We start from the raw sequence: 22,541 nt of genomic DNA on the forward strand, positions 1-22,541 counted from the left end.
TCACCGCAGGTAGTTGACTGGAACCTGCTCGTGTCGGTCAACTGGGGTCTTTTGGAGCAGCGTCATTACTCTGAGTGGTTGACCGTCGCGATCCTTCCCCGCAACGACGACACCGCTCCGACAGGAGAGTGCTCCCGATGACTCGAAGAGTCCGCCGTATGGCCGTCCGTGGCATCGCCCTTGCCACGCTGCTCGCCACCGTGGCGAGCTGTGGACTGCTCGGCGGCAAAGAGCAGGCGCCCGCGTCCAATGCGAACAGCAGTGGTCCGGTCGAGAAGTCCAAGATCACCCTGGGGTTGATCCCGGTTCTCGACGTGGCGTCTGTCCACGTAGCGATCAAGAAGGGCTACTTCAAGGCTGAAGGCCTCGAGGTCGAGGTCAAGACCATCCAGGGTGGTGCTCAGGCGATCCCCGGCCTGATCAACAAAGAGCTCGACATGACGTTCGGCAACTGGGTCTCGTTCTTCGCCGCCCAGTCGAAGGACGCGGCCAAGGCGGTCGACGGCATCAAGCTCATCGCCGACGGCTACCAGGCGAAACCCGACATGTTCCTGATCTTGGCGGCCGGCGACTCGGCCATCAAGACTCCGGCCGACCTCGCGGGCAAGACCATCGCGATCAACACGTTCAAGAACATCGCGGAGCTCACCGCGAAGGCCACGCTCGAGGCCGCGAACGTGGACGTGAACTCGGTCAAGTTCAAGGAGATGCCGTTCCCGGACATGCAGGCGGCTGTCCAGAACAAGACCGTCGACGCGGCCTTCATGGTCGAGCCGTTCATCACCCGCGCTCAGCGCGCCGCCGGTCAGATCAAGGTGCTGGACGCCGCGTCCGGCCCGACGGACAACATCCCGATCGCGGGCTACGCGACCAGTGGTGAGTTCGCCAAGAACAACCCCAAGACCATCGCCGCGTTCCAGCGTGCCATGGCCAAGGGTCAGGCCGACGCGACCGACCGTCCCACGGTCGAGCCGCTGCTGGTCGAGTACGCCAAGGTCGACAAGGAAACCGCGGGTCTCGTGCACTTCGGCGCCTTCCCGACCACGCTCGACGCGACGCGCCTGCAGCGGGTCGTCCAGCTGATGCAGCGGTACCAGATGCTGGACAAGGAGCTCGACGTCAAGCCGATGCTCATCCAGCCCTCCGGTAGTTGACGAACAGCGCGGGTGGCTGTGATCAGGCCGTGATCACGGTCACCCGCGCGAACGTTTCCACCAGATGAATTATCGCTTAGGGGCCGTTTAGTCGCCCAGTTCAAGTTGTTGATTCTCGAACCAGCTGTTTTGTCGTCCGAACGGCGGTATGAGAACAGCGTGTTTTACTCCAAGATCCACCAGGTTTGCTGCTATTAAACGGGGCGGGGAGTGTTGACGGTGCGCGGTCGTGAGGACCAGCGAGGCATCGACCGGTTCCGCCTACGCAACTGGCGGTTGCGGAGCAAGCTCGCGGTGGTGTTGCTAGTTCCAGCCCTGACTACCGCGACTCTCGCGGGTCTGAGGCTCAACACCCAGCTCGACGACGTCGAACTCTTCGGCAGCGTCCAGCGCGAGCTAGCCGTGAGCCACCAGGCCGCGAAGGTGGAAAACGCTCTACAGGTCGAACGTGACTGGGCAGTGCAGTGTGTGGCCGCTGGCAGGCAGAACGCGTGTCCCGAACACGCCGCCCGCACCGGTCTCACCGATGTGGAATTGAGCAAGTACAAGGATTCGGGCGCGACGGCCACGGCCTTGAGCGCGCCCCTGCAGGAGTCGTTCACCAAGTCGGTGCAGTCCCTCGACGGACTGGGCAGCCTGCGCGTGACGTTGCTGAGCACCAAGTACCCCGACGTCGCCGTGATCAGCGCGTACAACCAGATCATCGCCTCGCTGAGCCAGGTGCACCGTGCCGCGGTGTCGAGCCTCAGCGAGCCGGAGATCGTTCCGCTGGTCACCGCCGCTCAGGCGCTCTACACGGCGCAGGAGCAGCTCGGCCAGCAGAACTCGTTGCTGACGTCCACCGCGCTGCGCAAGGGTTTCGCGCCCGGCGCCGCGGACGAACTGCGGTCCGCGCAGTCCCGGCTGGACGCGGCGTTCAACGAGTTCAACAACGTGGCGTCGGCCGGCAACCAGCAGAAGTTCCAGGACGTCGTCTCCGGTTCGGCCGTGGACGGTCGCAACCGGCTGGTGCGGCTCGCACTCGCGCAGGACGCCGAAGGCAAGCCCGTGTCCATCACGGACGCCGAGGTGCTCAAGATCGGCCAGGACACCGCGAACCTGGTTCGCGAGGTCGCGACCGAGCTGGAGAGCCAGGCCGACGCGACGACCACGCGCCTTGCCGACGAGGCACGGGGTTCCGCGTGGCGTGACGCCGGACTGGTCGCCATCTCGCTGCTGATCGCGTTCGGCTTGATGGCGATGGTCGCGCAGTCGATGCTGCGGCCACTGCGAGTGCTGCGTCGCAGCGCGCTGGATGTGGCACGCAACCAGCTGCCCGACGCGATTCGCCGTATTCGTTCGCACCGCGACCCCGAACGGGCCGCGGAAGAGGCGATCGTCCCGGTGCCGCTCAACACGACCGAAGAGGTCGGCCAGGTGGCGCGGGCGTTCGACCTCGTGCAGCGCGAAGCCGTCCGCCTCGCCGTCGAGCAGGTGGCACTGCGCGCGAACGTCAACGACATGTTCATCAACCTGTCGCGGCGCTCGCAGGCGTTGGTGGAACGGCAGATCAGCGTGATCGACCGGCTCGAGCAGGACGAGCAGGACCCGGACCACCTGGCGTCGTTGTTCGAACTCGACCACCTCGCGACGCAGATGCGGCGCAACAGCGAGAACCTGCTGGTGCTCTCCGGCACGACGGTCAACCGCCGCGTCACCCGCCCGGTCGCGATCGCCGAGGTGCTCGGCGCCGCGGTGTCCGAGGTGGAGAAGTACGCGCGCGTCCAGATCGCGCCGACGCCGGAGCTCATGGTGCAGGGCCGCGTGGTCAACGACCTCGCGCACCTCGTGGCCGAGCTGCTCGACAACGCGACGGCGTTCTCCAAGCCCACCACCAAGGTGACGGTGCGGACGATAGAGACTCGCAAGGGCGAGGTCGCCATCCGCATCCACGACCGCGGTGTCGGCATGCAGGAGAGCGACGTCGTCGAGTTCAACGCGAAGCTCGCCGATCCGCCGGAGGTCGACGTCTCGGTCGCCCGGGAGATGGGCCTCTACGTGGTCGGCCAGCTCGCGAAGCGCCACGAGATCCGCGTGACGCTCGGGAACAACGACGACATAGAGGGTGGCGTCACCGCCCAGGTGATCCTGCCGATCTCGTTGCTGCACAAGGGAGCCGCGCCGGCGCTGCCGTTGCCGGCCGCACCGCAGATGGCCGCGATCGAGTCCACCTCCGCCGGCGAGGGCCTGTCCGGTGTGCCGAAGTGGACGCCGGAGCACCCGGTCGTCGTGCCGGGGTCCGCCGTCGAGGACGAGAACTCCGGCCGCCACCGCATCGAGCAGACGTCCGCGGACGGCCTGTTCACCGCGCGGATCGAGGCGGACGAAGAGGCGGCAGAGGCCGGGTACTCCTACGAGCCGCCGGTCGAACGACCGGCAGAGCCCGCCACGGAGATCTTCCCCGCGATCGTCGACGAGCCGTTGATCTCGCACGACGACCTGTCGAGGTGGTTCCAGACCCCCTCGGCGCCCGAACCGTCTACAAAGGACGTTCCGTCAGCGGAGCCGGAACGCGCCGGGCTCGACCACGCAGGGCACGACGAAGCAGAGCACGACGCGGAGCCCGCCACCGTGAACGGCCTGCCCAAGCGGCAGCGTGCGGCGGCGGACACCGTGAAGATCGAGGCACCTACGGCGGTGCCGCGCGCGGTCGCCGACTACGCCGACTCCGACTGGGGCGCGGCGGACGAAGGCTGGAAGGCCGCGGGCGCGCTCGGCAACGGTGGTACGGCGCAGACGACGGAGAACGGTCTGCCCAAGCGCGTCCCCCAGGCGCGCCTGGTCCCCGGTTCGCTGCCGAAGCCGTCGTCCCCGACACCCCAGCTGGCGGGCGCCGCCGCCATCCCCGGCCGGTCCGCCGACCGGTTGCGTCAGCGGTTCGCCACGTACCAGAAGGGTGTCCAGATGGGCCGTGAGTCGCTCTTCGACTCGGCCGTCGGAGGCATCCCCGTGATCGCAGAAAGGGAACGCCAGTGACCACCGCGACTGAGGAACTGGACAACTTCAGCTGGCTGGTCGAGGACTTCGTCAGCAGGGTGGCCGGTGTCGCACACGCGATCGTCGTCTCCGCCGACGGTCTGTTGCTCGCTTCGTCCGACCGTCTGCCGCACGACCGCGCGGAGCAGCTCGCCGCCGTCTCGTCCGGACTGGTCTCGCTGAACCTCGGCGCGGCGCGCTGCTTCGAGGCCGGTGAGGTCAAACAGACCGTCGTCGAGATGGAACGGGGCTATCTTTTCCTGATGTCCATCAGCGACGGGTCGTGCCTCGCCGTGCTCGCCGCACCCAACTGCGACATCGGCCTCATCGGTTACGCGATGACCCGGCTGGTGGAGCGGGTCGGTCTCCAGCTCACGCCGGAGATCCGCGCCCAGCTGCACGTTTCCATGAGAGCCTGAGTAGAGAGAAGTTCCCATGAGCAACGGTGCTCCGGGTCGTCCGGGGTCACCTGGGGCCGACCTGAACGTGGTGTCGTCGAAGATCGTCGTCGCGGGTGGGTTCGGTGTCGGCAAGACGACGTTCGTCGGGTCGGTCTCCGAGATCACCCCGCTGACGACCGAGGCCGTGATGACCCAGGCATCGGTAGGAGTCGACGATCTGTCGATGGTGCCGGACAAGGTGACCACCACGGTGGCCATGGACTTCGGCCGGGTGTCGCTGGACAAGGATCTGATCCTGTACCTGTTCGGCACGCCCGGTCAGCACCGGTTCTGGTTCATGTGGGACGACCTGGTCCGCGGCGCCATCGGTGCCGTGGTCATGGTCGACACCCGCAGGATCGACGAGGCGTTCGCGCCCATCGACTTCTTCGAGGATCGCGACCTGCCCTACGTGATCGCGGTGAACTGCTTCGACGGTCTGATGCACCACCGTGCGGAGGAGATTCGGGACGCGCTGACGATTCCGTCGTCGGTGCCGATAATTCCGTGCGACGCCCGCAACCGGCAGTCCACGAAGCAGATCCTGATCGCGCTGGTGGAGCACGCGCTGCGTCAGCCTTCGTTCGCTTAGACCCGCTTCCCGCGGTAACGGGGGCCGGTGCCACGCGCACCGGCCCCCGTTCGCGTTGCGCCTTCTGGTCCATCAGAGCCAGACGCGTGTGAACAGTTATTCGCCCGTTCGGCGGCGGCCGGTCCGGTGTGGAAGTTCGCGCGAAGTCCGGTCGTAGGGCCTGTTTCCCCTTGCCGTGCGGTAGTTTCGCGATCCGGGTCGTCCGATCACCTACGAACGCTCTTGACCGTGCCAGCGTCGGTTCACACTTGACTCTTCTTGTGCCCCAACGGCGCAGCGATACAGTCGGGGTGCAATTACCCTGCATTGCGAGGAGATTCCTGTGTCCCTGCGCAAAACAATTGCTGTGGTCGCCAGTGCTGCCGCCCTCTCGGTCGGTCTCATCGGCACCGCGGAAGCCGCGCCCCGTGAGATCACCTACAACTCGTCCGGCGCCGCTGAGTTCGTGGCGGCCGTCGACGCGGGCGCGAACGTGTGGAACACGCAGCTCCCGAACACCATCAAGTTGAAGAAGGTCCCCGGCGCCGCGAACATCACCATCGTCGCGGACAACGGCTGGCCCCGCGCCCAGACGACGAGTCTCGGCCGCGGCAAGGTGTGGATGGGCCGCCAGGCGGTCACCGAAGGCCACGACAAGGTCCGGATCGCCGCGCACGAGCTCGGCCACATCCTGGGCCTGCCGGACCGCCGGACGGGTCTGTGCACCGACCTGATGTCCGGTGCCAGCGCCGGCACGTCGTGCAAGAACCCCAACCCGAACGCCGCGGAGAAGGCCGAGGTCGTGCGGAACTTCGGCGGGACCGTGACGGTTCAGGCGACGACGTTCGAGGACGCTGCCTAAAACGCACGTGGGTGGTTGTGGTCTCCCTGACGGCCACAACCACTCACAGCGAGACCACCAGATCCACGCCCAGCGCCCGAAGCTCGTCCGGGTCGCCCGGCCCGCCGATCACGTGCACGCCGGCCGACCGCAACAACGGCACCATGAGCGCGAGCCCTTGCCGCGCAAGCCGTTCCGAGGGCGGCTTGGCCAGCCGGACGCCCCAGACCGGACTGCGGTCCACAGTGGACAGCCCGGCGAACCCGCCGCCGAACTCGTGCAGCAGCACGTGCACGCCCATGTCGTGCAGCACCTCGAGGTTCTCCTCGCCGTCCGGCATCGACCGGACGTCCAGCGCCAGGAACAGCGACGACGCCGGGAACGAGTTGCCCCGCAACGTGGACCGCACGTGCGCCGCGAGATCCGGGTCCCTGGACTGGTCGCGAGACAACCGGATCAGCACCGGCTCGCCGCGCGAACACGCGTCCTGCAACACCATCCGCGCGAGCCGCGAGGCCAGGCCGAGAGCGTCCGCGTGGGCGACGACGTCGTCGTGCCGGGTGGCGCCCCAGCGCAGCGTGGCCTCCACGAAGGCGAGTGGTCCCGAGACCCACGACACCGGCGCGTACTCCACGGAGATCTCGCCGTTCTCGAAGGCACCGGGCATCGCCGCGATCCGCGCGAACCGGGTGCGGTCGGCGGCGTCGGCCTCGTGGTCGTAGATCGCCCACTGCCTCTTGCCGCCGGCTTCCGCTCTGCGCAACGTCGAATGCGCGCGCCGCAGCAGCGCCGTGGGATCCACGCCGGGGCCGGCGGTGTGCACGAAACCGATCGACGTCGACACCGCGACGCCGGCGCCCTGCAGGTACACCGGCTCGGACAGTTCCTCGTCGATCATCGCCGCCAGCGCCGCGACGTCGGGGGAGCCCTGGATCAGCACGACGAACTCGTCGCCGCCGACCCGTGCCACCACCGCGTCCGGCAGTACCACCCGCAGCCGCCGCGCCACCTCGACCAGCACGGCGTCGCCCGCCACGTACCCCAAGCCGTCGTTGACGATCGTCAGGCTGTCGACGTCCAGGTAGCCCAGGGTGTGCGGCTCGCCGGTCGCGAGCGCGGACTCCAGCTTGTCGGTGAACGACGCCCGGTTCGGCAGTCCGGTCAGCAGGTCCGTCAGCGACTGGTGCCGCAGCCATTCCTGGAGCATCCGCTGCTCGGTGACGTCCTCGATCAACGCCACGTGGAACTTCGGCAGCCCGTCCGACCCGCGCAGCACGGACAGCACGACGTTCGCCCACACCGTGTCGCCGTTGCCGCGGGCGAGTTCCCACTCCCGCCGGTCGGTGTCCACAGAGGACGTGAGCAGGCGCAGGCAGGCCGCTGCCAGTGCGGCCGCGTCCGGCTCGGCGAACAGTTCCTTGGGCATCTCCTCGTGCCCGAGGATGGCGGCCAGCGCCTCGTTCGCCTCCACGACCGCGCCGTCCAGGTCGAAGATCGCGATGCCCACCGCCGTCGTCGCGAAGACCTGCGCGAAACGGGCCTCGCTGTCGTGCAGGTCGCGCTGCGCGTCCTCGACGGCCTTCAGCAGAGCGTTCTTGACGAGCTCCTGCTCGGCGAACAACTGGTCGCGCGTCGCCCGCACGTATCCCGCCGCCAGTGCGCCGAGCACCTCGGGAGGAAACTCCGGCCCGAGCACCTCGAGCGTGCGCCGCAACGAGTCCGGTCCGGTGAAACGCTTGCGCACCAGCCATTCCCCGATGGCCACCGCCGCCTGCCCAGCACGCAGCCGGGCGGCGTGCTCCTCGAGGTGCTGCGTCAGCTTCCGCCGCGACATCGGCGAATACGCGCTCTCGATCAGAACAGCCGCCCAGCGCTGTGCGACGGGCGTGGTGGTCATCAGGGCTTGCGGCCCACCGCGGCGTAGAGGTTGGCCCTGGACGGATCGTCGCCGACGTCCTCGGGCGTCTCTGGCCGCCACTGCGGCGTGAACACGATGCCGGGCTCCACGATCTCGGTACCCGCCAGCATGTCCGTCACCTGGGCGCGGGTGCGCGGGGTGATCGGCTCCGCGGTCTTCGCGAAGATCTCCGCACCGGCCGCCATGGCCGCGGGCATGCTGTCCGCGGTGAAGTGCGACAGCGCCAGGTACGAACCGGACGAGAGCGATTCGACGTAGCGCGACAACACGCCCCAGGGGTCGTCCGAGTCGGGGATGAACTGCAGGACCCCCACGACCAGCAGGCCGATCGGCTGCGAGAAGTCGAGGTGCTGCTGGGCCTGCGCCACGACCTTCTCCGGCTCGCGCAGGTCGCCCAGCAGCGCGGTGACGTCCCGCTCGCCCGCCAGCATCAGTTCGGCGTGCGTGATCGCGACCGGTTCGAAGTCGACGTACACGACCTTCGAGTCCGGGGCGACCTCGTGCGCCACCTCGTGCACGTTGCCGACGGTCGGGATGCCCGAACCGAGGTCGAGGAACTGCCGGACGCCGAGTTCCGCGAGTTCCAGCACGACCCGGCGCAGATAGGCGCGGTTGCGCCGGGCCATGTCCCGCACCGGAAGAACCTTGATCAGCGCTTCCGCCGTGGCGCGGTCCGCTTCGAAGTTGTGTCCGCCGCCGAGCAGGTAGTCGTAGATCCGGGCGGAACTCGGAACCTCGACGTTGACGCCTTCCGGAACCCAGCTGACTCGATCGACCACAGCCACACCTCTCGCGATGCGAATTCTGAGCGTCGATAACCCTACTGGCCGCAGACGTAGGCCGAACGAGGGAATTCACCCGTCACACGAATGGTGAGTCAGAGGATGAACCAATCGGTGCAGCCACTTGTGAACCGGAACTTCACCGGTCCTCGTGGTGCGACCCCCATGACGAACATCCCCAGTTCGTCGGCCACCGCTGTTTCGTGGTCGCCGGTCGGCGTCACCAGCGTGACCGGTCCGGTGGCCGGCATCAGCTGGCCGGTGACCCCCGCCGCCGACACCTCCACTTGCAGCATCACGCCGTCCGCGTCGAACACGAGCTGCCGCGCCGTCGACGTGGACCGCGCACGGGCGAACAGCGTGTCGTCCAGCACGGAGTCGTACGACGTGATGAGCAGCAGTTCCTCGTCGATGTTCCGCCAGGTGAACGCGGCCTTCGCGGCCTCCACGAACTCCGGCGGCACCTCGTCCGAAGGTGTGCTCAACGCGTCGCGCAAGGCGTCGAGCAGTACTTCGTCACTGTCCCAGTCGTGCCGCACCCAGCACACCTCCTCTCTTCGCCGGCGCTCCCAGGAACGCTGAGAGCGCAGGGGTCTTGCGCAACTTCTCCAGGCAACGTATCCGCGTCGGGCCGATGCTGCCGACCGGCATCGCGAGCTCTTCGCTCACGACCTGGTAGCTCGGCGGCGGATCGGTCATCAGCTTCGTCAGCAAGCGCTTGCACTGTTCCGTGAGCTCGGCGAACCCGTCGCGCAACGCCTGCCGTCGTTCCACCGCCAGCAGGTCCGACTCGACGTCCGCGTCCACCTGCTCCGACTCCAGCGCGTCGGACTCGGACAGCGGGTCGTAGAGGTGCGTCCGCTGCTGCACGCGCAGCACGCGCAGGCACTCGTTGCGGGTGGTCGTCATGATCCAGCCCGGCAGCGCCTCCGGCTCGCGCAGTCGTCCGATCTGCTCCACGAGCCGAAGCCACAGCGTCTGGTTCACGTCGGCCGCATCCGCCGGCCGCAGCCGGTGCTTGTAGATCACCGACACCACCAGCGGCGTGTACCGGTCCACGATCTCGTTCCACGCCGACTGGTCGCCCGCGGCCGCCGCGCTCACGAGCGCGGCGATCGGGGAGGCTGAGGTCACGTCGACTCCTTGCGGTCACAACTGGCGGAGGCCGAGGTTGCCTCGCAGATACAACTATTTGACGAAAATTCCGTAGCCGGGGTGGAAGTCCGGTCCGGTGAGCAGCTTGTCACGCGCCTGACGTGCGTCGATGCCGTCCGCGACCATCGTGGCGGCGATCCGCCCGGTGACCAGGGGAGCGGCGAACGACGTGCCGTACCAGTACGCCCACAGCGCGAACGGGGTAGCGGAGCCCTCACCGGGCAGCTGCCACTCGCCCTTGAGGTATGTGGACGCGCGGTTGCCGATCGCGCACGCGTCGACCCAGTGGCCCCAGTTCGAGTAGAAGGCCGGGACGATCGAGCCGTCGCGTTCCTGCTGGGCCGCGGCGACGGCGGTGACCCGGCACAGCGCGGCGGGCCAGCTCGGCCGCTGCGTGCCCTGGTTGCCGGCCGAGGCGACGACCACGACGTCCTCTGGCAGTGCCTCGATCGTGCGGCGCAACGGTTCGGAGGCCACGTCGTCCTCGGTGAAGCAGCCGAGGGACAGGTTCAGGACGTTGATCTTCTTCTTGCCCAGCTCGGTGATCTTGCGGCAGACCCGCTCCTCGTCGCCGAACCCGTTCGGGTCGAGGCCGGCCTCCGGGTCGAACGTCACGCCCGGCGCCGCGTTCTGGATGACGCCCGCGACGAACGTGCCGTGCCCGCCCTGCAACGCGAAGTTGTCGCCGCTGCTGTAGGCGGCGTCGACGTCGTCGGCCTCCTTGGCGTACCGGCCGTCGAACCACTCGGGGTGCTCGCCGCCCGCGTCGGCGGAGATGCCCGTGTCGATGATGCCGACCCGGACGTTCTTCAGACGCTCGTCGTACTTCGGCGCCGAGACCGGGTCCGCGGGGTACGGCCGGTCGCCGGGGCTGCCCATGACGAGGCCGCCGTGGCCGACGAGCACGTGGTGCGGCTGCACGAGCGGGACGCGCTCGCCCGGCCAGGTGCGCTGGTCGCGCAACAACCGAACAATCCGCGGCACGTCCTCCGGGTTGTTCGGCAACGTCAATCGCGCCAATCCGGCGAATCCTTCGCCCGGGCGCGCGGCGATGTTGTTTTCCCGCAGCTTTTCGATCACACGTTGTTGGTCCTCGGCCCCGACGAGCAACTGGCCGGGTCGATAAAGGAATTCACGCCCGCGTTCGGCGTGGAAGCTGATGGTCTTGTCCTCGGCGATGAGCTGCAGGAAAGCTCTTTGGTAAAGCTCCGCGCTTTCTGGCGACTTCGACACCACGGCCTCACTAAAGCAGCGTTGACGGGCACCCCGACCGAGCTTGATCAAGCTACCACAGCGGATAAAGTGTTGCCGTGACCGACTTTTGTGCGGAGGACGCGCTGGAGGCCAGGCAGCGCAACCCGCGCGCGGCCGTGGAGATGGCCCGCGCCGTCCTGCGCGCGACGGAAGATCGTTCGGAATGGTCCATCGCCGAACGCGCCATCGGCCTGGCGTTGCGGGAGATGCACGACTTCGCCGGCGCCGCCCGGCACCTGCGCCGCTCCATCCGCATCGCCGCCGAGGCCTCGCTGCCCCGCCTGCAGGCGCTGGCCCAGATGAGCCTGGCCTGGGTGCTCGCCTACACGGGCAAGCACAAGGCCGCGCTGAAGCTGCTGGACGACGCCATGCCGTCGCTGACGGGCGCCGACTCGGTGGCGGCGCTGAAGCAACGCGGCATCGTCTTCCACTACCTGACCCGCTACGACGACGCGCAGCGCGACTACACGGCGGCCATCGCCGGCGCACGTCGTGTGGGGGATCAACTGGTCGAGGCGCGCGCTCTCAACAACCGCGGCCTCGTGCGCGCGTACGTGGGGAACATGCGTGAGGCGTCGGCGGACTTCGAGCTGGCGGCCTCCCTGCTGGGCGAGCTCGGTCAGGAACTCGGTGTCGCCGACGTGCACTGGAACGCCGGCATCATGGCGACCCGCAGTGGTGACGTGCCCGCCGCGCTGACGTTGTTCGACAAGGCCGAAGAGGTGCACCGGCGCCTCGACGTGATGCGGCCGGTGTTGCTGGTCAACCGCCTGGAGCTGCTCGTCTCGGTGCCCCTGCTGGACGAGGCCCGCGCCGCCGCCGACCGCGCGATCACCGAGCTGAAGGCTTTGAAGAACCCGTTGGGCGTCTCGGAGGCCCTGTACTTCCGCGCCCGGATCGCCCTGCTGGACGACGATCCCGACGCCGCCAACGGGTTCGCCGCCGAGGCACGCCGCCGGTTCCGTCACGAGCAACGCCTGCTGTGGGCGGCCGGCGCGCGCTACCTGGAACTGCACGCCGCGGTGCTGCGCGGGGACCGGAACAGGCCGCTGCGCCTGGCGTTGTCGCGGGTCGCCTCCGAGCTGGACGCGATGGACTGGCGGTTGCCCGCCCTGGAGGCCCGCATCGACGCAGGCCTGGTCGCCGCCGACCTGGGCCACCGGGCGCGTGCCGTCGCCGAGTTCTCCGTCGCCGCTGGTGCACGCCTGCGCGGCCCGGCCGGCCTGCGGGTGCGCGGCTGGTACGCGGAAGCGTTGCGCCGCAAGCTTTCCGGTGACGTGCGGGGGACCTCTTCGGCGTTGCGCCGGGGGATCGGGCTGCTGGACGAGTACCGGGTGTCGCTGGGCGCGGCCGAGCTGCGGGCGTCGATCGGTGTGCAGGGCCAGGCTCTCGCGCTGGAAGGCCTGCGGCTCGCGGTGGCCTCGGGCAACGCGGCGCGCGTGCTGTCGTGGACCGAGAGCTGGCGGGCCGGGGCGTTGCGGATGAAGTCCGTGTCACCGCCGGACGATCCTCGCCTCGAGGACGCGCTGGCGTCGTTGCGCGCGGTCGCGGCGGACGTGGAATCCGCTGTGCTGGCCGGGAAGCCCGCCGGTGCCCTGCGCGCCAAGCTGGTCCGCGCCGAGCAGCGCGTCCGGGACCTCACCCGTCAGGTGTCGGGCGAGGTCTCCGTCTTCAAGCCACCGTCGGTCGGCGCGCTCGGGTCCGCGCTGGGGTCGTCGGCGCTGATCGAGTTCGTGGAGTACGACGGCGTGCTGATGGCCGTCGTCCTGGCCGGCGGCCGCGCCTCGCTGCACTCCCTGGGCGCCGTGGAGGGCGTGGTCCGCGAGATCCGCCTGCTCCGCTTCGCCCTGCACCGCCTCGTGACGTTGCCGCCGCAGCTGCCGAACATGGCCGTGGCCCGCTCGTCGGCGTCGCACGCGGCTTCGCTGCTGGCTCGCCGTTTGCTCGATCCTCTGTCGGCGCGGATCGACGGCCGGCCTCTGGTGGTCGTGCCGACCGGTGCTCTGAACGGGCTGCCGTGGGCCGTGCTGAACCGCCAGGTGACCGTCGCGCCTTCGGCCTCGGTCTGGTTGCGCGCCACTTCGGTGCCCGATGCCTCCGGTGAGGCCGTGCTGGCCGCCGGACCGCGGATGGCCGCCGCTCCTGCCGAGATCAAGGCCATCAGCGCCCACGTCGCCGGACGCGTTCTGGTCGACACCGAGGCGACCGTGAGTGCAGTGGCGTCCGCAATGGACGGTGCCGCGCTCGCCCACATCGCCGCGCACGGCTCGTTCCGCGTCGACAACCCGCTGTTCTCGGCTTTGGAGCTGGCCGACGGGCCGTTGACCGTCTACGACATCGAACGCCTGCGCACCCCGCCGACGCTGGTGGTGCTGTCGGCCTGCGACACCGGGCAGTCCGCTGTCCGGCCGGGTGACGAGTTGATGGGCTTCACCGCGGCACTGCTCGGCCTGGGCACCCGGACGTTGATCGCGCCGGTCGTTCCGGTGCCGACGGACGGAACGGCGCCCGTCATGGTGGAACTGCACCAGAAGCTCGCCGCCGGGATGGCTCCGGCGGAGGCTCTGGCCGCGGTGCAACGGGCTTCCGCGGACGACGCTGCTTATGCGGCTGCGGTCGGGTTCGTCTGCTTCGGCGCGGGTTAGTGCGGTGGCGGCGTCGTGTACAGGACCAGCGCGCTCTGGCCTGAGCAGCCGATCTCGCCCGGCTGGGTCTGCACGCGCGGCGGGTGCCAGGCCTCGACCGTGCCGTTGGCGAGCCGCACCCCGTTGAGGCAGTCGCCACCTCCCGCGGCGACGACGCCGACGTTGCCGTCCTTCACGAACGCGTCGAGGCGCGGCTCCTTCCAGGGCAGCTTGCTCTCCGGGTCGACCGGCATCGGCGGAAGTTTCGCGCGCAGCTCCGCGAGCACCTCGTCGGCCGTCGGAGTGGGCGGCAGTGCGGTGAGGATCGTCTTGAAGGCTTCGGGGTAGTTCTCCGGAACGCCGGTGCGCTGGGCGGGCGGCGGGACGATCGGCCTGGCGTCGGCGGGGCAGCGGACGCGGTCGGGGCCTCCGTCGGTGACGCCGTAGTGGTTGAAGTCGGCGCGGTAGCAGGCGGTCACCGGGTCCTCGTCCCAGAGCCGGAATCCCGTGGACTCGGAGGTGCCGGGATCGAAGACGCGGAAGAGCAGGCTGGCGCGCACCTTCTGCGGGTCGGCGGTCGGGCTGTCGGTGATCTCCAGGACCGCGAAGTACTTCTGGTCGGTGTTGCCGTACAGCGCGGAACGGGCGTAGGCGTTGCCGTCGGTGCCGCGCGGGTAGCCGATGCGTTCGGCGACTTCTCTCGCCTTCTTGTCGGTGGCGCTGTTGCCGTCCGGCTGGCCGGCGAAGAACGCGGTCACCACGAGCGCCAGCAACAGAAGTGCTATCCCCCAGAACTTCATGACGTGACGGTAGCGCCGCGATCGCCTGGCACGCGCGTGTACTTCTACTCAGGCATTCCAGAACGCGAGCGTTTCGCTTATGGTTGCTCGTCATGACAACGAGGTCGTGGTGGGGCTGGGGCAACGTCGAGGACGCCGTCACCCCGGAGGAACGCCGTGCGCTGGTCGAGCGGGTCCGGGCCGTGCTGCCGGACGCGGACCTGACGTTCCACGAGCCACCGGACCCGTCCTCGCTGGACCTGCCCGAGTCGCGCGTCGAGCCGCCGGGTGACATCTGCTCGACCGATCCCGTCGACCGGCTCGCGCACGCCCGCGGCCAGGCCTATCGCGACGTCACCCGCAACCTCGCAGGCGACGTCGGCCCGCTGCCGGACGCCGTCGCCCGGCCGCGCACCGAGCAGGACGTCGTGGACGTGCTCGACTGGTGCGGGTCGAACGGCGTGGCGCTGATCCCCTTCGGTGGCGGCACTTCCGTCGTCGGCGGGGTCGAACCCCGTGACCTGGACCGGGTCGTGACGCTGGATCTCGGCGGGCTGGACCGGGTGCTGGAGGTCGATCCGACCAGCCGCGCCGCGCGGATTCAGGCGGGGGTGCTGGGTCCGTCGCTGGAAGCGCAGCTGAAGGAACACGGGCTGACGTTGCGGCACTTCCCGCAGTCGTTCGAGTTCTCGACGCTCGGGGGCTGGCTCGCGACGCGCGCGGGTGGCCACTACGCCACGCTTTACACGCACATCGACGACCTGACCGAGTCGCTGCGGGTCGTGACGCCGAGCGGGATCTCCGAGTCGCGCCGGCTGCCGGGGTCGGGTGCGGGGCCGTCGCCGGACCGCCTCTTCCTGGGCTCCGAGGGCACTCTGGGAGTGATCACCGAGGCGTGGATGCGGCTGCAGGAGCCGCCGGTCCACCGTGCGGGCGCCTCGGTGCGGTTCGCGTCGTGGGAACGGGCCGTCGAGGCGACGCGGCTGATCGCGCAGTCCGGGCTGCATCCCGCCAACTGCCGGCTGCTGGACCCGGCGGAGGCGTTCCTCAACGCCGGATCGCCGTCGTCCGTGCTGGTGCTGGCCTTCGAGTCCGCCGACCACCCCGTCGACGCGCTGCTCGCCCGTGCGCTGGAGCTCTGCGGTGACGGCGAGGTCGTCGAGGGAGCGGCGGGGCGGTGGCGGAAGTCGTTCCTGCGCATGCCCTACCAGCGCGACGCGATGGCCCAGCACGCGATGATCACCGAGACGTTCGAGACGGCCTGCACCTGGGACCGCTTTTCTGAACTGCACGCGGCGGTGACGGAGGCGGCGACCGAGGCGCTCAAGAGGGTGTGCGGCATCGGCATCGTCACGTGCCGCTTCACCCACGTCTACCCGGACGGTCCCGCGCCCTACTACGGCATCTACGCGCCGGGCCGCTGGGGCAGCCTCACCGCGCAATGGGACGAGATCAAGGCCGCGGTCTCGGAGGCGTTGATCGAGTCGGGCGGCACGATCACGCACCACCACTCCGTCGGCCGCGACCACATGCCCTGGTACACGCGCCAACGGCCGGACGTCTTCGGCGCGGCCCTGTCCGGTGCCAAGGCCGCGCTGGACCCTCAGGGCGTGCTCAACCCCGGCGTCCTCACCACACGATCGACCTGAGGATCAGCGCCGCGATGAACACCACCGTGAACGCGAGGTCCAGCCCGAACCCACCGAACCGCACCGGCGGCAACACCTTGCGCACCGGCGACAGCACAGGCTCCGTGACGCCGTGCGTCACCCGCCGCACCTGCCACACCCAGTCACCGCGCGCCTGCAGCGTGACCGCCCAGTCCACGATCATCCGGCCGATCATCACGAGGATGAACAGCGTCAAGATCCAACCGACGATCCATCCGACCAAGCCGAACAAGATGGCCTCCTTATGTCCTGTATGTCCATGAAGCCACACGAAACTGAGAGGCGCCTGGCAACTCGCTGAGACAGTATTCAGCGAATGGCGTACGACGAGGGCCTCGCCCACCGCCTGGGCGAGTCGCTGGGCGACCTCCCGGACCTGAGCACCAGGAAGATGTTCGGCAGCCTGGTGTTCATGTGGCGAGGAAACATGCTGGTAGGAGCACTGGGCTCGGACCTGATAGCCCGTGTCGGGCCGGAGGCGCAGGCCGACGCGCTGGCCCAGCCGGGTGCCCGCGTCTTCGACTTCACCGGGCGGCCGATGAACGGCTGGGTGGTCGTGGACGGGGAGGCGGTGGCGGAGGACGAGGCGCTGGAGGAGTGGGTCGGGCGGTGCCGGGAGTTCGTGGAGGGGTTGCCGCCGAAGTGAGCCTGGTGGAACGGGTCCGGGAGGCCCTGGAGGGATGGCGCGACATCGTCGAGGTCCCGGCGCTCGGCGGTCTGGTCTTCGAGTGGGCCGGTGATCCACTCGTCGGCGTGGTGGACGACGAACTGGTTGTCCGCGCCGAGGGTGGCCGTTGGAAGACAGTGTCCGGCGATCTGGACGACTGGCTGGGCCGATCGGCCGGGGTCGTGCTCGACGAGTGCGTGGTGCGCTGGCATGGCGAACTCCGCGCGGGCGGCCTCGATGCCTACCAGGCCATGCTCGCCCTCGTCCGCCACGACCCGGAACGCGTGCAGTTGCAGCACATCCTGCTCGACGTGACCCGTGGCGACGACCGGGGTCTCGCAGCGCTCGCCGTCACGTGCCTTGGCCACGTCGGCAGGATCGATCGCGAGGTGTTACCAGAGGTGGTGCCCTGGCTGCGGGAGTTGCTCGACGACCCAGAACTCGGCGGCAGAGCCGAAGACGCTCTGGGAGACATCGAGGACTTCGTGAGATGACCCAGTTTCAGAACCGCACCAGCGGACCTCCCGTGAAGAACTCGTACACGAAGTTCACGAAGAAGAACCCGAAGAACACCACGTTCAGCACCAGGATCACGTGGTGCCACCACCGCGGCCGGGCCGGCCGCGGTAGCCGGGAGTTCAGGTACATCAACGCGAACGGGAACATCAGCGCGCCCAGGTTCGACATGTTCGCCGAGATCTGCACGAGCTCCACGGGCAGCGCGAGGTGCAGCGCGCCGGCGATGATCACGAGCACCAGCAGCATGAACGGGTAGTAGAACTTGCGCGGGTCGTCCTCGATCCGCTTGCGCAGCCGGGGCGAGACCGCGTGCGCCGCGTCGGTGAAGTTGCGCACCAGCGCCTCGAAGATGCCGAGCTGCGTCGAGAACAGCACCAGCACACCCACCACCAGCATCAGGTAGAACATGCCCTGGCCGTAGAGCAGTCCCAGCTGTTCGGCCGAGTACGTCGGCACGTTCGCCGCGGTCGGCTGTTGCCCTGACACGGCCACGAGGTGCGCCATCAGCACGGTCGGCAGGAGCATGCCGAGCATCGCGCCCACGAAGAACACCGCCCACTGGTCGATCAGCAGCAGCCGGTACCAGCGTCGCCACAGGGAGGCGTTCGCCGGAGTGTCCTCAAAGGTCACGCCGACGTGGCGCAGTTCCTGCTTGCCGCCGCGCATGCCGGAGAGGAATCCGACGCGGTGGCCCATGCCGTAGCCCTTGTCGCGGTAGTGGCTCATCGCGTACCAGTTCAGCCCCGACGCCAGCGCCGTGAACCCCGCCAGTCCGCCCAGTTGGGTCGCCGTGATGCCCTCGGGTGGCGCGGCCGGGGTCACCAGGCCGCGAACTCCCTCCGACCACACGGAGAACGGCACGATCGCGACCGTCACCACGATCAGGATCAGCAGCAGCGTGCCGACGAGCACCCAGTTGGTCAGCTCCAACGCGCGGGACACCTTGCGGGCCCCCGCGGTGATCAGGAAGACGACGACGAGCAGGCCGATCGCGAGCAGTCGCACGTACTCGATCTCGCCTGGACGGTAGCCGCGGCCCGCGATCAACGCGAAGAGTCCCTGTCCGGCGCCCGCCGCCCAGCCGCCGAAGATGAACGCGAAGTAGAACAGGGCCAGCGAGAACGGCACCCAGAACTTCCAGCCCGGCGGCACGCGCCCCCACCCGACGACGGGGGACTCGCCGGTCGCCACGACGTAACGCGCGATCTCCACGTTGTAGAACGTCTGCAGCAGCGCCGACACGGTGATCACCCAGCCGATGCCGACGAAACCGAACCTGCCGACCGCCTGCGGGCCGAGCAGCCACTCACCGCTGCCGATCGAGATGCCGAGCGCGATCAGGCTCGGGCCGATGACGAACTGGACCACCTGCAGCGGGCCCAGTCTGCGAACCTTGAAGACGTCCTCGGGTTCAGGCAGGTCCGCCACGTCCAGCGGCGGCCTGCTCACTCCGATTTGAATCGACGACACTGTCGACCTCCCGACACGTCGGGGAACGGAAGCTCCCACTCTCCCGACGTGTCCGGTGCTCGGTCAACAGGCCGGCGGGACCGCATGTCCCTTTAGTCCCGACCTTCGGACGTGTCGATCCTCAGCACCCGTACGTAGCGTGCGCTCGGGATTCCGAGAGGGGAACGACAAGTGCGAAGAGTTCTGGCGGGAGCAGCGGCGCTCGCGCTCATCAGCGCGGGCATGGTCACACCGGCGACCGCGACGCCGCCCGCGCAGCCCGAGGTGCAGGAGACGCGGCAGTCCGACGAGCAGCCGCACGAGCTGGAGATCAAGCGCCGCGCGTTGAAGCAGCAGGCGCTCGCCGACGTGCTGACCGGTCAGAAGTCGACGGAGAAGCGGGGGACCAGCACCGTCGCCAAGGTCGGCAAGAGCAAGAAGCAGGACAAGGACCAGTACGTCGAGCTCAAGCGGGAGAAGACCGACAAGATCTTCGTGATCCTCACGGAGTTCGGCAACGAGCGGCACCCCGACTACCCCGACCGCGACACCAACCCGGCCACGCCGGGGCCGCAGCGGTTCGACGGGCCGGCGCACAACCAGATCCCCGAGCCGAACCGGGCCGTCGACAACACGACGATCTGGCGCAAGGACTTCAGCCAGAAGTACTTCCAGGACCTGTACTTCAGCCGCAAGAAGGACGCCAACTCCGTCGCGAACTTCTACGACAAGCAGTCCAGCGGCCGGTACACGGTCAACGGACTCGTCACGGACTGGGTGAAGGTCAAGTACAACGAGGCGCGCTACGGCCGCAGCAACGGCTACCCGTGCAACGACAACATCTGCAACAACTCGCGTGAGCTCATCAAGGACGCCGTCACGCAGTGGGTCGCGGACCAGAAGGCCGCCGGTAAGACGGACGCGCAGATCAAGGCGTCGCTGGCCGAGTACGACGTGTGGGACCGCTACGACTACGACTCCGACGGCGACTTCAACGAGGCCGACGGCTACATCGACCACTTCCAGATCGTGCACGCCGGTGGCGACCAGGCCGACGGTGACCCGTTGCAGGGTGAGGACGCGCTCTGGAGCCACCGCGGTTACGCGTACAAGAACTACACGTCCGGTCCCGGCAGCAACAAGCTCGGTGGCGCGCAGATCGGTGACACCGGCCTGTGGGTCGGCGACTACACCGTGCAGCCCGAGAACGGCGGCGTGAGCGTCTTCGCGCACGAGTTCGGCCACGACCTCGGCCTGCCGGACCACTACGACACCAACGGCGGCACGAACGGCGTCAACTGGTGGTCGATCATGGCCCAGAACCGGGTGAACGCCCCCGGCGAGGCTCCCGGTGAGCGTGCCAACGAGTTCTCCGCGTGGGACAAGCTGCAGCTCGGCTGGCTCGACTACGAGGTCGCGGTCGCCGGTCAGGAACGCGTCTTCGACCTCGGCCCGCACGAGTACAACAGCGCCAAGGCCCAGGGGCTCGTCGTCGTCCTGCCGGACATCTCGAAGAACTTCGACTACGGCGCTCCCTTCGCGGGCAGCAAGATGTGGTGGAGCGAGAAGGGCAACGACCTCGACCACTCCATGACGGCCCCGCTCGACCTGCGCGGCAAGACCAGCGCGTCACTCACCCTCAAGGCCCGCTTCGACATCGAGGCCGACTACGACTACCTCTACGTCGAAGCGTCCAATGAGGACGGCAGCTGGACGCAGCTCGACGGCACGGCCGGCGGTCAGCCGTTCGCCCGCGACTCCGGCGACTCGCCCGCGATCAGCAGCTCGTCGGACAACCAGTGGGTCGACGTGAACGTGTCGCTCGACGCGTACGCCGGCAAGAACACCAAGCTGCGCTTCGCCTACCGCACCGACGGAGCCCTTGCGCTGCAGGGCTTCTTCGCCGACCAGATCACGGTGACCGCGGACGGCGCCCCGGTGCTGACCGACGGCGGCGAGACCGCCGGGCTGTGGACCACACGTGGCTTCCGCACGACCGAGGGCAAGGAAACGAAGGCGTTCGACCAGTTCTACATCGCCTCGAACCGCACCTACGAGTCGTACGGCAAGTACAACCAGACCGGCCCGTACCGCTACAGCTTCCCGGACAAGCCCGACTTCGTGGAGCACTTCCCGTACCAGGACGGCCTGCTGGTGTCGTTGTGGAACACGAGCTTCCTCGACAACAACGTCAGCGAGCACCCCGGTGAGGGCCTGATCCTGCCGATCGACGCCAACCCGGCGCCGCTCTACAACCTGGAGGGTCAGCGCTGGTCGCCGACCGTCAGCGGGTACGACGCGCCGTTCTCGCTGCAGAAGTCGGACTCCTTCACGTTGCACGTCAACGGCAAGGCGTCCTACGTCCGCGGCGCGGCGGCCCAGCCGACGTTCGACGACACCAAGCAGTTCTGGTACGCCGAGCAGCCGAACGCGGGTGTGAAGCTGCCCGCCGCCGGTGTCGGCCTGAAGGTTCTGCGCCAGAGCGGCACGTCGATGACGGTGAAGTTGTACAAGACGAAGTAGCGTCGAACGCATGACCGCTGCTGAAGACATGCTGGCCGTCGCCGTCGAAGAGGCGCGGATGGGACTCGCCGAAGGCGGGATCCCCATCGGCGCGGCACTCTTCGACGGCGACGGCCGTCTGCTGGGCCGGGGCCACAACCGCCGCGTGCAGGACGGCGACGCCTCGATGCACGCGGAGACCTCGGCCTTCCGCAACGCGGGCCGCCAGCGCGGCTACCGCGGCACGACCATGGTCACGACCCTGTCGCCGTGCTGGTACTGCAGCGGCCTGGTCCGCCAGTTCGGCATCTCGAACGTCCTGATCGGCGAGGCCACGACCTTCCACGGCGGCCACGACTGGCTGGCCGAGCACGGCGTGGGCATCACCGTCGTCGAGGATCCCTCGCTGGTCGAGCTGATGACGACGTTCATCGCCGAGCGCCCCGAGCTCTGGTACGAGGACATCGGCCAGGATTAACGTGGGACGCATGGCTTCTGTGCTGATCACCTCGGCCGCCACGCCGGACTCGCTCGACGTGCTGGTCAACCACGGCGGAGCGGCGGAGGAGACCTTCGAGGGCGCCCTCGAAGGCGCGGCCCGCGTCCTGCAGGCCTACCTGCCGTTGCTGGAACGGTCCGCCGCCCCGGTCGTGGTGAACGTCAGCGGCCCCCAGGACTCGCCGTCCGCGGCCGCGGTCAACGTGGTCACGGTGCAGTACGCGAAGGCGTTCCCCCGGATGCGGATCAACGCCGCCGAGCAGGACACCGGCGCCGTCGAGCGGTTGACGCGGATCGGGCCGGACGGCCCGACCGGCGGTTACTTCGCCGAGTAGCGCTCCACGGCCTCGTCCATCGATCCCAGGATCGTGAACACCGCGTCCAGCCCGGTCGCCTCGATCGGGCGCAACGCGGCCCGCGACGAGGCCACCACGACGAACTCGACGCCGGCGTTCGAAGCACGCTGCTGGCCGAGGACGAGAGCCTCCAGCCCGGCGGAACCCAGGAACTTCACGCCGCCGAGGTCCACGACGATTGCCCGCTGGCCCTCCGCCACGTTGTCCGCGAGCGGTCCGGTCAACTCGCCGCTGGACGTCGTGTCCAGCTCGCCGGACACGTGCAGCACGGGGACGTCCGGAGCGATCCGGTCGGCGACCACGGTGGCCAGAGCGGTGGGGTCAGGCACGCGATCTCCTTCAGTCGG

Annotated in this window: 22 protein-coding genes; 13 read left to right on the forward strand and 9 right to left on the reverse strand. The window is 68.7% G+C overall.

The features are described 5' to 3' along the window. Positions 1 to 137: 137 nt before the first annotated feature. The 5 genes from ACIQF0_RS24660 to ACIQF0_RS24680 all read left to right on the forward strand — a co-directional run bounded on the left by ACIQF0_RS24660 (position 138) and on the right by ACIQF0_RS24680 (position 6,042). Positions 138 to 1,154: an ABC transporter substrate-binding protein gene (locus ACIQF0_RS24660; RefSeq protein WP_401032882.1), complete on the forward strand. Its 1,017-nt coding sequence runs from the start codon at positions 138 to 140 to the stop codon at positions 1,152 to 1,154. A gap of 219 nt (positions 1,155 to 1,373) precedes the next feature. After that, a complete protein-coding gene (locus ACIQF0_RS24665; protein ID WP_401032884.1) occupies positions 1,374 to 4,169 on the forward strand; it encodes a nitrate- and nitrite sensing domain-containing protein in 2,796 nt (931 codons plus the stop codon). Then, positions 4,166 to 4,588 carry a roadblock/LC7 domain-containing protein gene (locus tag ACIQF0_RS24670; RefSeq protein WP_030468876.1) on the forward strand — a complete coding sequence of 141 codons (423 nt, stop codon included), beginning with the start codon at positions 4,166 to 4,168 and terminating at the stop codon, positions 4,586 to 4,588. The genes ACIQF0_RS24665 and ACIQF0_RS24670 overlap by 4 nt, the downstream gene beginning before the upstream one ends. A 16-nt stretch (positions 4,589 to 4,604) precedes the next feature. Further along, complete coding sequence (locus ACIQF0_RS24675; RefSeq protein WP_360032407.1) at positions 4,605 to 5,201, forward strand: ATP/GTP-binding protein; 597 nt, start codon at positions 4,605 to 4,607, stop codon at positions 5,199 to 5,201. A gap of 322 nt (positions 5,202 to 5,523) precedes the next feature. Next, the gene (locus ACIQF0_RS24680) at positions 5,524 to 6,042 is read left to right on the forward strand and encodes a snapalysin family zinc-dependent metalloprotease (RefSeq protein ID WP_401032887.1); all 519 of its coding nucleotides are present in this window, start codon (positions 5,524 to 5,526) and stop codon (positions 6,040 to 6,042) included. Positions 6,043 to 6,085: 43 nt separating this feature from the next. Here ACIQF0_RS24680 and ACIQF0_RS24685 read toward each other — a convergent pair whose 3' ends face one another. From ACIQF0_RS24685 to ACIQF0_RS24705, 5 genes are all read right to left on the reverse strand, one after another. Then, entirely contained in the window at positions 6,086 to 7,918 is a 1,833-nt protein-coding gene (locus ACIQF0_RS24685; protein ID WP_401032889.1) for a diguanylate cyclase domain-containing protein, read from the reverse strand. Further along, positions 7,918 to 8,718, reverse strand: coding sequence for an SAM-dependent methyltransferase (locus tag ACIQF0_RS24690; protein ID WP_401032890.1), 801 nt, complete (start codon positions 8,716 to 8,718; stop codon positions 7,918 to 7,920). Before ACIQF0_RS24690 ends, ACIQF0_RS24685 begins: the two co-directional genes overlap by 1 nt. Before the next feature lie 98 nt (positions 8,719 to 8,816). Further along, positions 8,817 to 9,260 carry a hypothetical protein gene (locus ACIQF0_RS24695; RefSeq protein ID WP_401032892.1) on the reverse strand — a complete coding sequence of 148 codons (444 nt, stop codon included), beginning with the start codon at positions 9,258 to 9,260 and terminating at the stop codon, positions 8,817 to 8,819. Beyond that, positions 9,238 to 9,855 (reverse strand): RNA polymerase sigma factor, encoded by a 618-nt coding sequence (locus ACIQF0_RS24700; protein WP_401032893.1) that lies wholly within the window; start codon positions 9,853 to 9,855, stop codon positions 9,238 to 9,240. Before ACIQF0_RS24700 ends, ACIQF0_RS24695 begins: the two co-directional genes overlap by 23 nt. Before the next feature lie 54 nt (positions 9,856 to 9,909). Continuing rightward, a complete protein-coding gene (locus ACIQF0_RS24705; RefSeq protein ID WP_360032390.1) occupies positions 9,910 to 10,797 on the reverse strand; it encodes a S8 family serine peptidase in 888 nt (295 codons plus the stop codon). Between ACIQF0_RS24705 and ACIQF0_RS24710 the strand changes: the two genes are divergently transcribed. After that, positions 10,768 to 11,190, forward strand: a complete 423-nt coding sequence (locus ACIQF0_RS24710) for a hypothetical protein (protein ID WP_401032896.1) — start codon at positions 10,768 to 10,770, stop codon at positions 11,188 to 11,190. The two genes, ACIQF0_RS24705 and ACIQF0_RS24710, sit on opposite strands and share 30 nt — an antisense overlap. After that, positions 11,187 to 13,775: a CHAT domain-containing protein gene (locus ACIQF0_RS24715; RefSeq protein WP_401032898.1), complete on the forward strand. Its 2,589-nt coding sequence runs from the start codon at positions 11,187 to 11,189 to the stop codon at positions 13,773 to 13,775. Before ACIQF0_RS24710 ends, ACIQF0_RS24715 begins: the two co-directional genes overlap by 4 nt. Here the strand turns inward: ACIQF0_RS24715 and ACIQF0_RS24720 are convergent. Then, positions 13,772 to 14,554, reverse strand: a complete 783-nt coding sequence (locus tag ACIQF0_RS24720) for a hypothetical protein (protein ID WP_401032900.1) — start codon at positions 14,552 to 14,554, stop codon at positions 13,772 to 13,774. The genes ACIQF0_RS24715 and ACIQF0_RS24720 overlap by 4 nt on opposite strands. Positions 14,555 to 14,646: 92 nt before the next feature. On the opposite strand from ACIQF0_RS24720, the gene ACIQF0_RS24725 reads away from it, so the two are divergent. Further along, positions 14,647 to 16,182, forward strand: coding sequence for an FAD-binding oxidoreductase (locus tag ACIQF0_RS24725; RefSeq protein WP_401032902.1), 1,536 nt, complete (start codon positions 14,647 to 14,649; stop codon positions 16,180 to 16,182). On the opposite strand, the gene ACIQF0_RS24730 is transcribed toward ACIQF0_RS24725, so the two are convergent. Next, positions 16,163 to 16,435, reverse strand: a complete 273-nt coding sequence (locus ACIQF0_RS24730) for a YggT family protein (protein WP_360032375.1) — start codon at positions 16,433 to 16,435, stop codon at positions 16,163 to 16,165. The genes ACIQF0_RS24725 and ACIQF0_RS24730 overlap by 20 nt on opposite strands. 84 nt (positions 16,436 to 16,519) lie before the next feature. On the opposite strand from ACIQF0_RS24730, the gene ACIQF0_RS24735 reads away from it, so the two are divergent. Both ACIQF0_RS24735 and ACIQF0_RS24740 read left to right on the forward strand, forming a co-directional pair. Continuing rightward, complete coding sequence (locus ACIQF0_RS24735) at positions 16,520 to 16,849, forward strand: TfoX/Sxy family protein (RefSeq protein WP_401032904.1); 330 nt, start codon at positions 16,520 to 16,522, stop codon at positions 16,847 to 16,849. Between the two features lie 5 nt (positions 16,850 to 16,854). Then, positions 16,855 to 17,364 (forward strand): hypothetical protein, encoded by a 510-nt coding sequence (locus ACIQF0_RS24740; RefSeq protein ID WP_401032906.1) that lies wholly within the window; start codon positions 16,855 to 16,857, stop codon positions 17,362 to 17,364. Between the two features lie 7 nt (positions 17,365 to 17,371). On the opposite strand, the gene ACIQF0_RS24745 is transcribed toward ACIQF0_RS24740, so the two are convergent. After that, complete coding sequence (locus tag ACIQF0_RS24745) at positions 17,372 to 18,859, reverse strand: Nramp family divalent metal transporter (RefSeq protein ID WP_401032908.1); 1,488 nt, start codon at positions 18,857 to 18,859, stop codon at positions 17,372 to 17,374. A 171-nt stretch (positions 18,860 to 19,030) separates the two neighbouring features. Between ACIQF0_RS24745 and ACIQF0_RS24750 the strand changes: the two genes are divergently transcribed. From ACIQF0_RS24750 to ACIQF0_RS24760, 3 genes are read left to right on the forward strand one after another with little or no spacing between them, the layout of a single operon-like run. Then, positions 19,031 to 21,361, forward strand: a complete 2,331-nt coding sequence (locus ACIQF0_RS24750; protein ID WP_401032910.1) for an immune inhibitor A domain-containing protein — start codon at positions 19,031 to 19,033, stop codon at positions 21,359 to 21,361. A 10-nt stretch (positions 21,362 to 21,371) separates the two neighbouring features. Next, positions 21,372 to 21,818: a nucleoside deaminase gene (locus tag ACIQF0_RS24755; protein ID WP_401032912.1), complete on the forward strand. Its 447-nt coding sequence runs from the start codon at positions 21,372 to 21,374 to the stop codon at positions 21,816 to 21,818. Between the two features lie 10 nt (positions 21,819 to 21,828). Then, the gene (locus ACIQF0_RS24760) at positions 21,829 to 22,173 is read left to right on the forward strand and encodes a hypothetical protein (RefSeq protein WP_360032360.1); all 345 of its coding nucleotides are present in this window, start codon (positions 21,829 to 21,831) and stop codon (positions 22,171 to 22,173) included. Here the strand turns inward: ACIQF0_RS24760 and ACIQF0_RS24765 are convergent. Continuing rightward, positions 22,158 to 22,523 carry an STAS domain-containing protein gene (locus tag ACIQF0_RS24765; RefSeq protein WP_401032914.1) on the reverse strand — a complete coding sequence of 122 codons (366 nt, stop codon included), beginning with the start codon at positions 22,521 to 22,523 and terminating at the stop codon, positions 22,158 to 22,160. The two genes, ACIQF0_RS24760 and ACIQF0_RS24765, sit on opposite strands and share 16 nt — an antisense overlap. Between the last annotated feature and the right edge of the window lie 18 nt (positions 22,524 to 22,541).

Origin of the sequence: Lentzea sp. NPDC092896 (assembly GCF_044754905.1) — a bacterium.
Lineage (GTDB): Bacteria > Actinomycetota > Actinomycetes > Mycobacteriales > Pseudonocardiaceae > Lentzea.

Bases quoted from the DNA above. Each gene is read 5' to 3' on its own strand.
- ACIQF0_RS24660 (WP_401032882.1), top strand. From the start codon at position 138: ATGACTCGAAGAGTCCGCCGTATGGCCGTCCGTGGCATCGCCCTTGCC.
- ACIQF0_RS24675 (WP_360032407.1), top strand. From the start codon at position 4,605: ATGAGCAACGGTGCTCCGGGTCGTCCGGGGTCACCTGGGGCCGACCTG.
- ACIQF0_RS24685 (WP_401032889.1), bottom strand. From the start codon at position 7,918: ATGACCACCACGCCCGTCGCACAGCGCTGGGCGGCTGTTCTGATCGAG.
- ACIQF0_RS24720 (WP_401032900.1), bottom strand. From the start codon at position 14,554: ATGAAGTTCTGGGGGATAGCACTTCTGTTGCTGGCGCTCGTGGTGACC.
- ACIQF0_RS24725 (WP_401032902.1), top strand. From the start codon at position 14,647: ATGACAACGAGGTCGTGGTGGGGCTGGGGCAACGTCGAGGACGCCGTC.
- ACIQF0_RS24735 (WP_401032904.1), top strand. From the start codon at position 16,520: ATGGCGTACGACGAGGGCCTCGCCCACCGCCTGGGCGAGTCGCTGGGC.
- ACIQF0_RS24755 (WP_401032912.1), top strand. From the start codon at position 21,372: ATGACCGCTGCTGAAGACATGCTGGCCGTCGCCGTCGAAGAGGCGCGG.
- ACIQF0_RS24760 (WP_360032360.1), top strand. From the start codon at position 21,829: ATGGCTTCTGTGCTGATCACCTCGGCCGCCACGCCGGACTCGCTCGAC.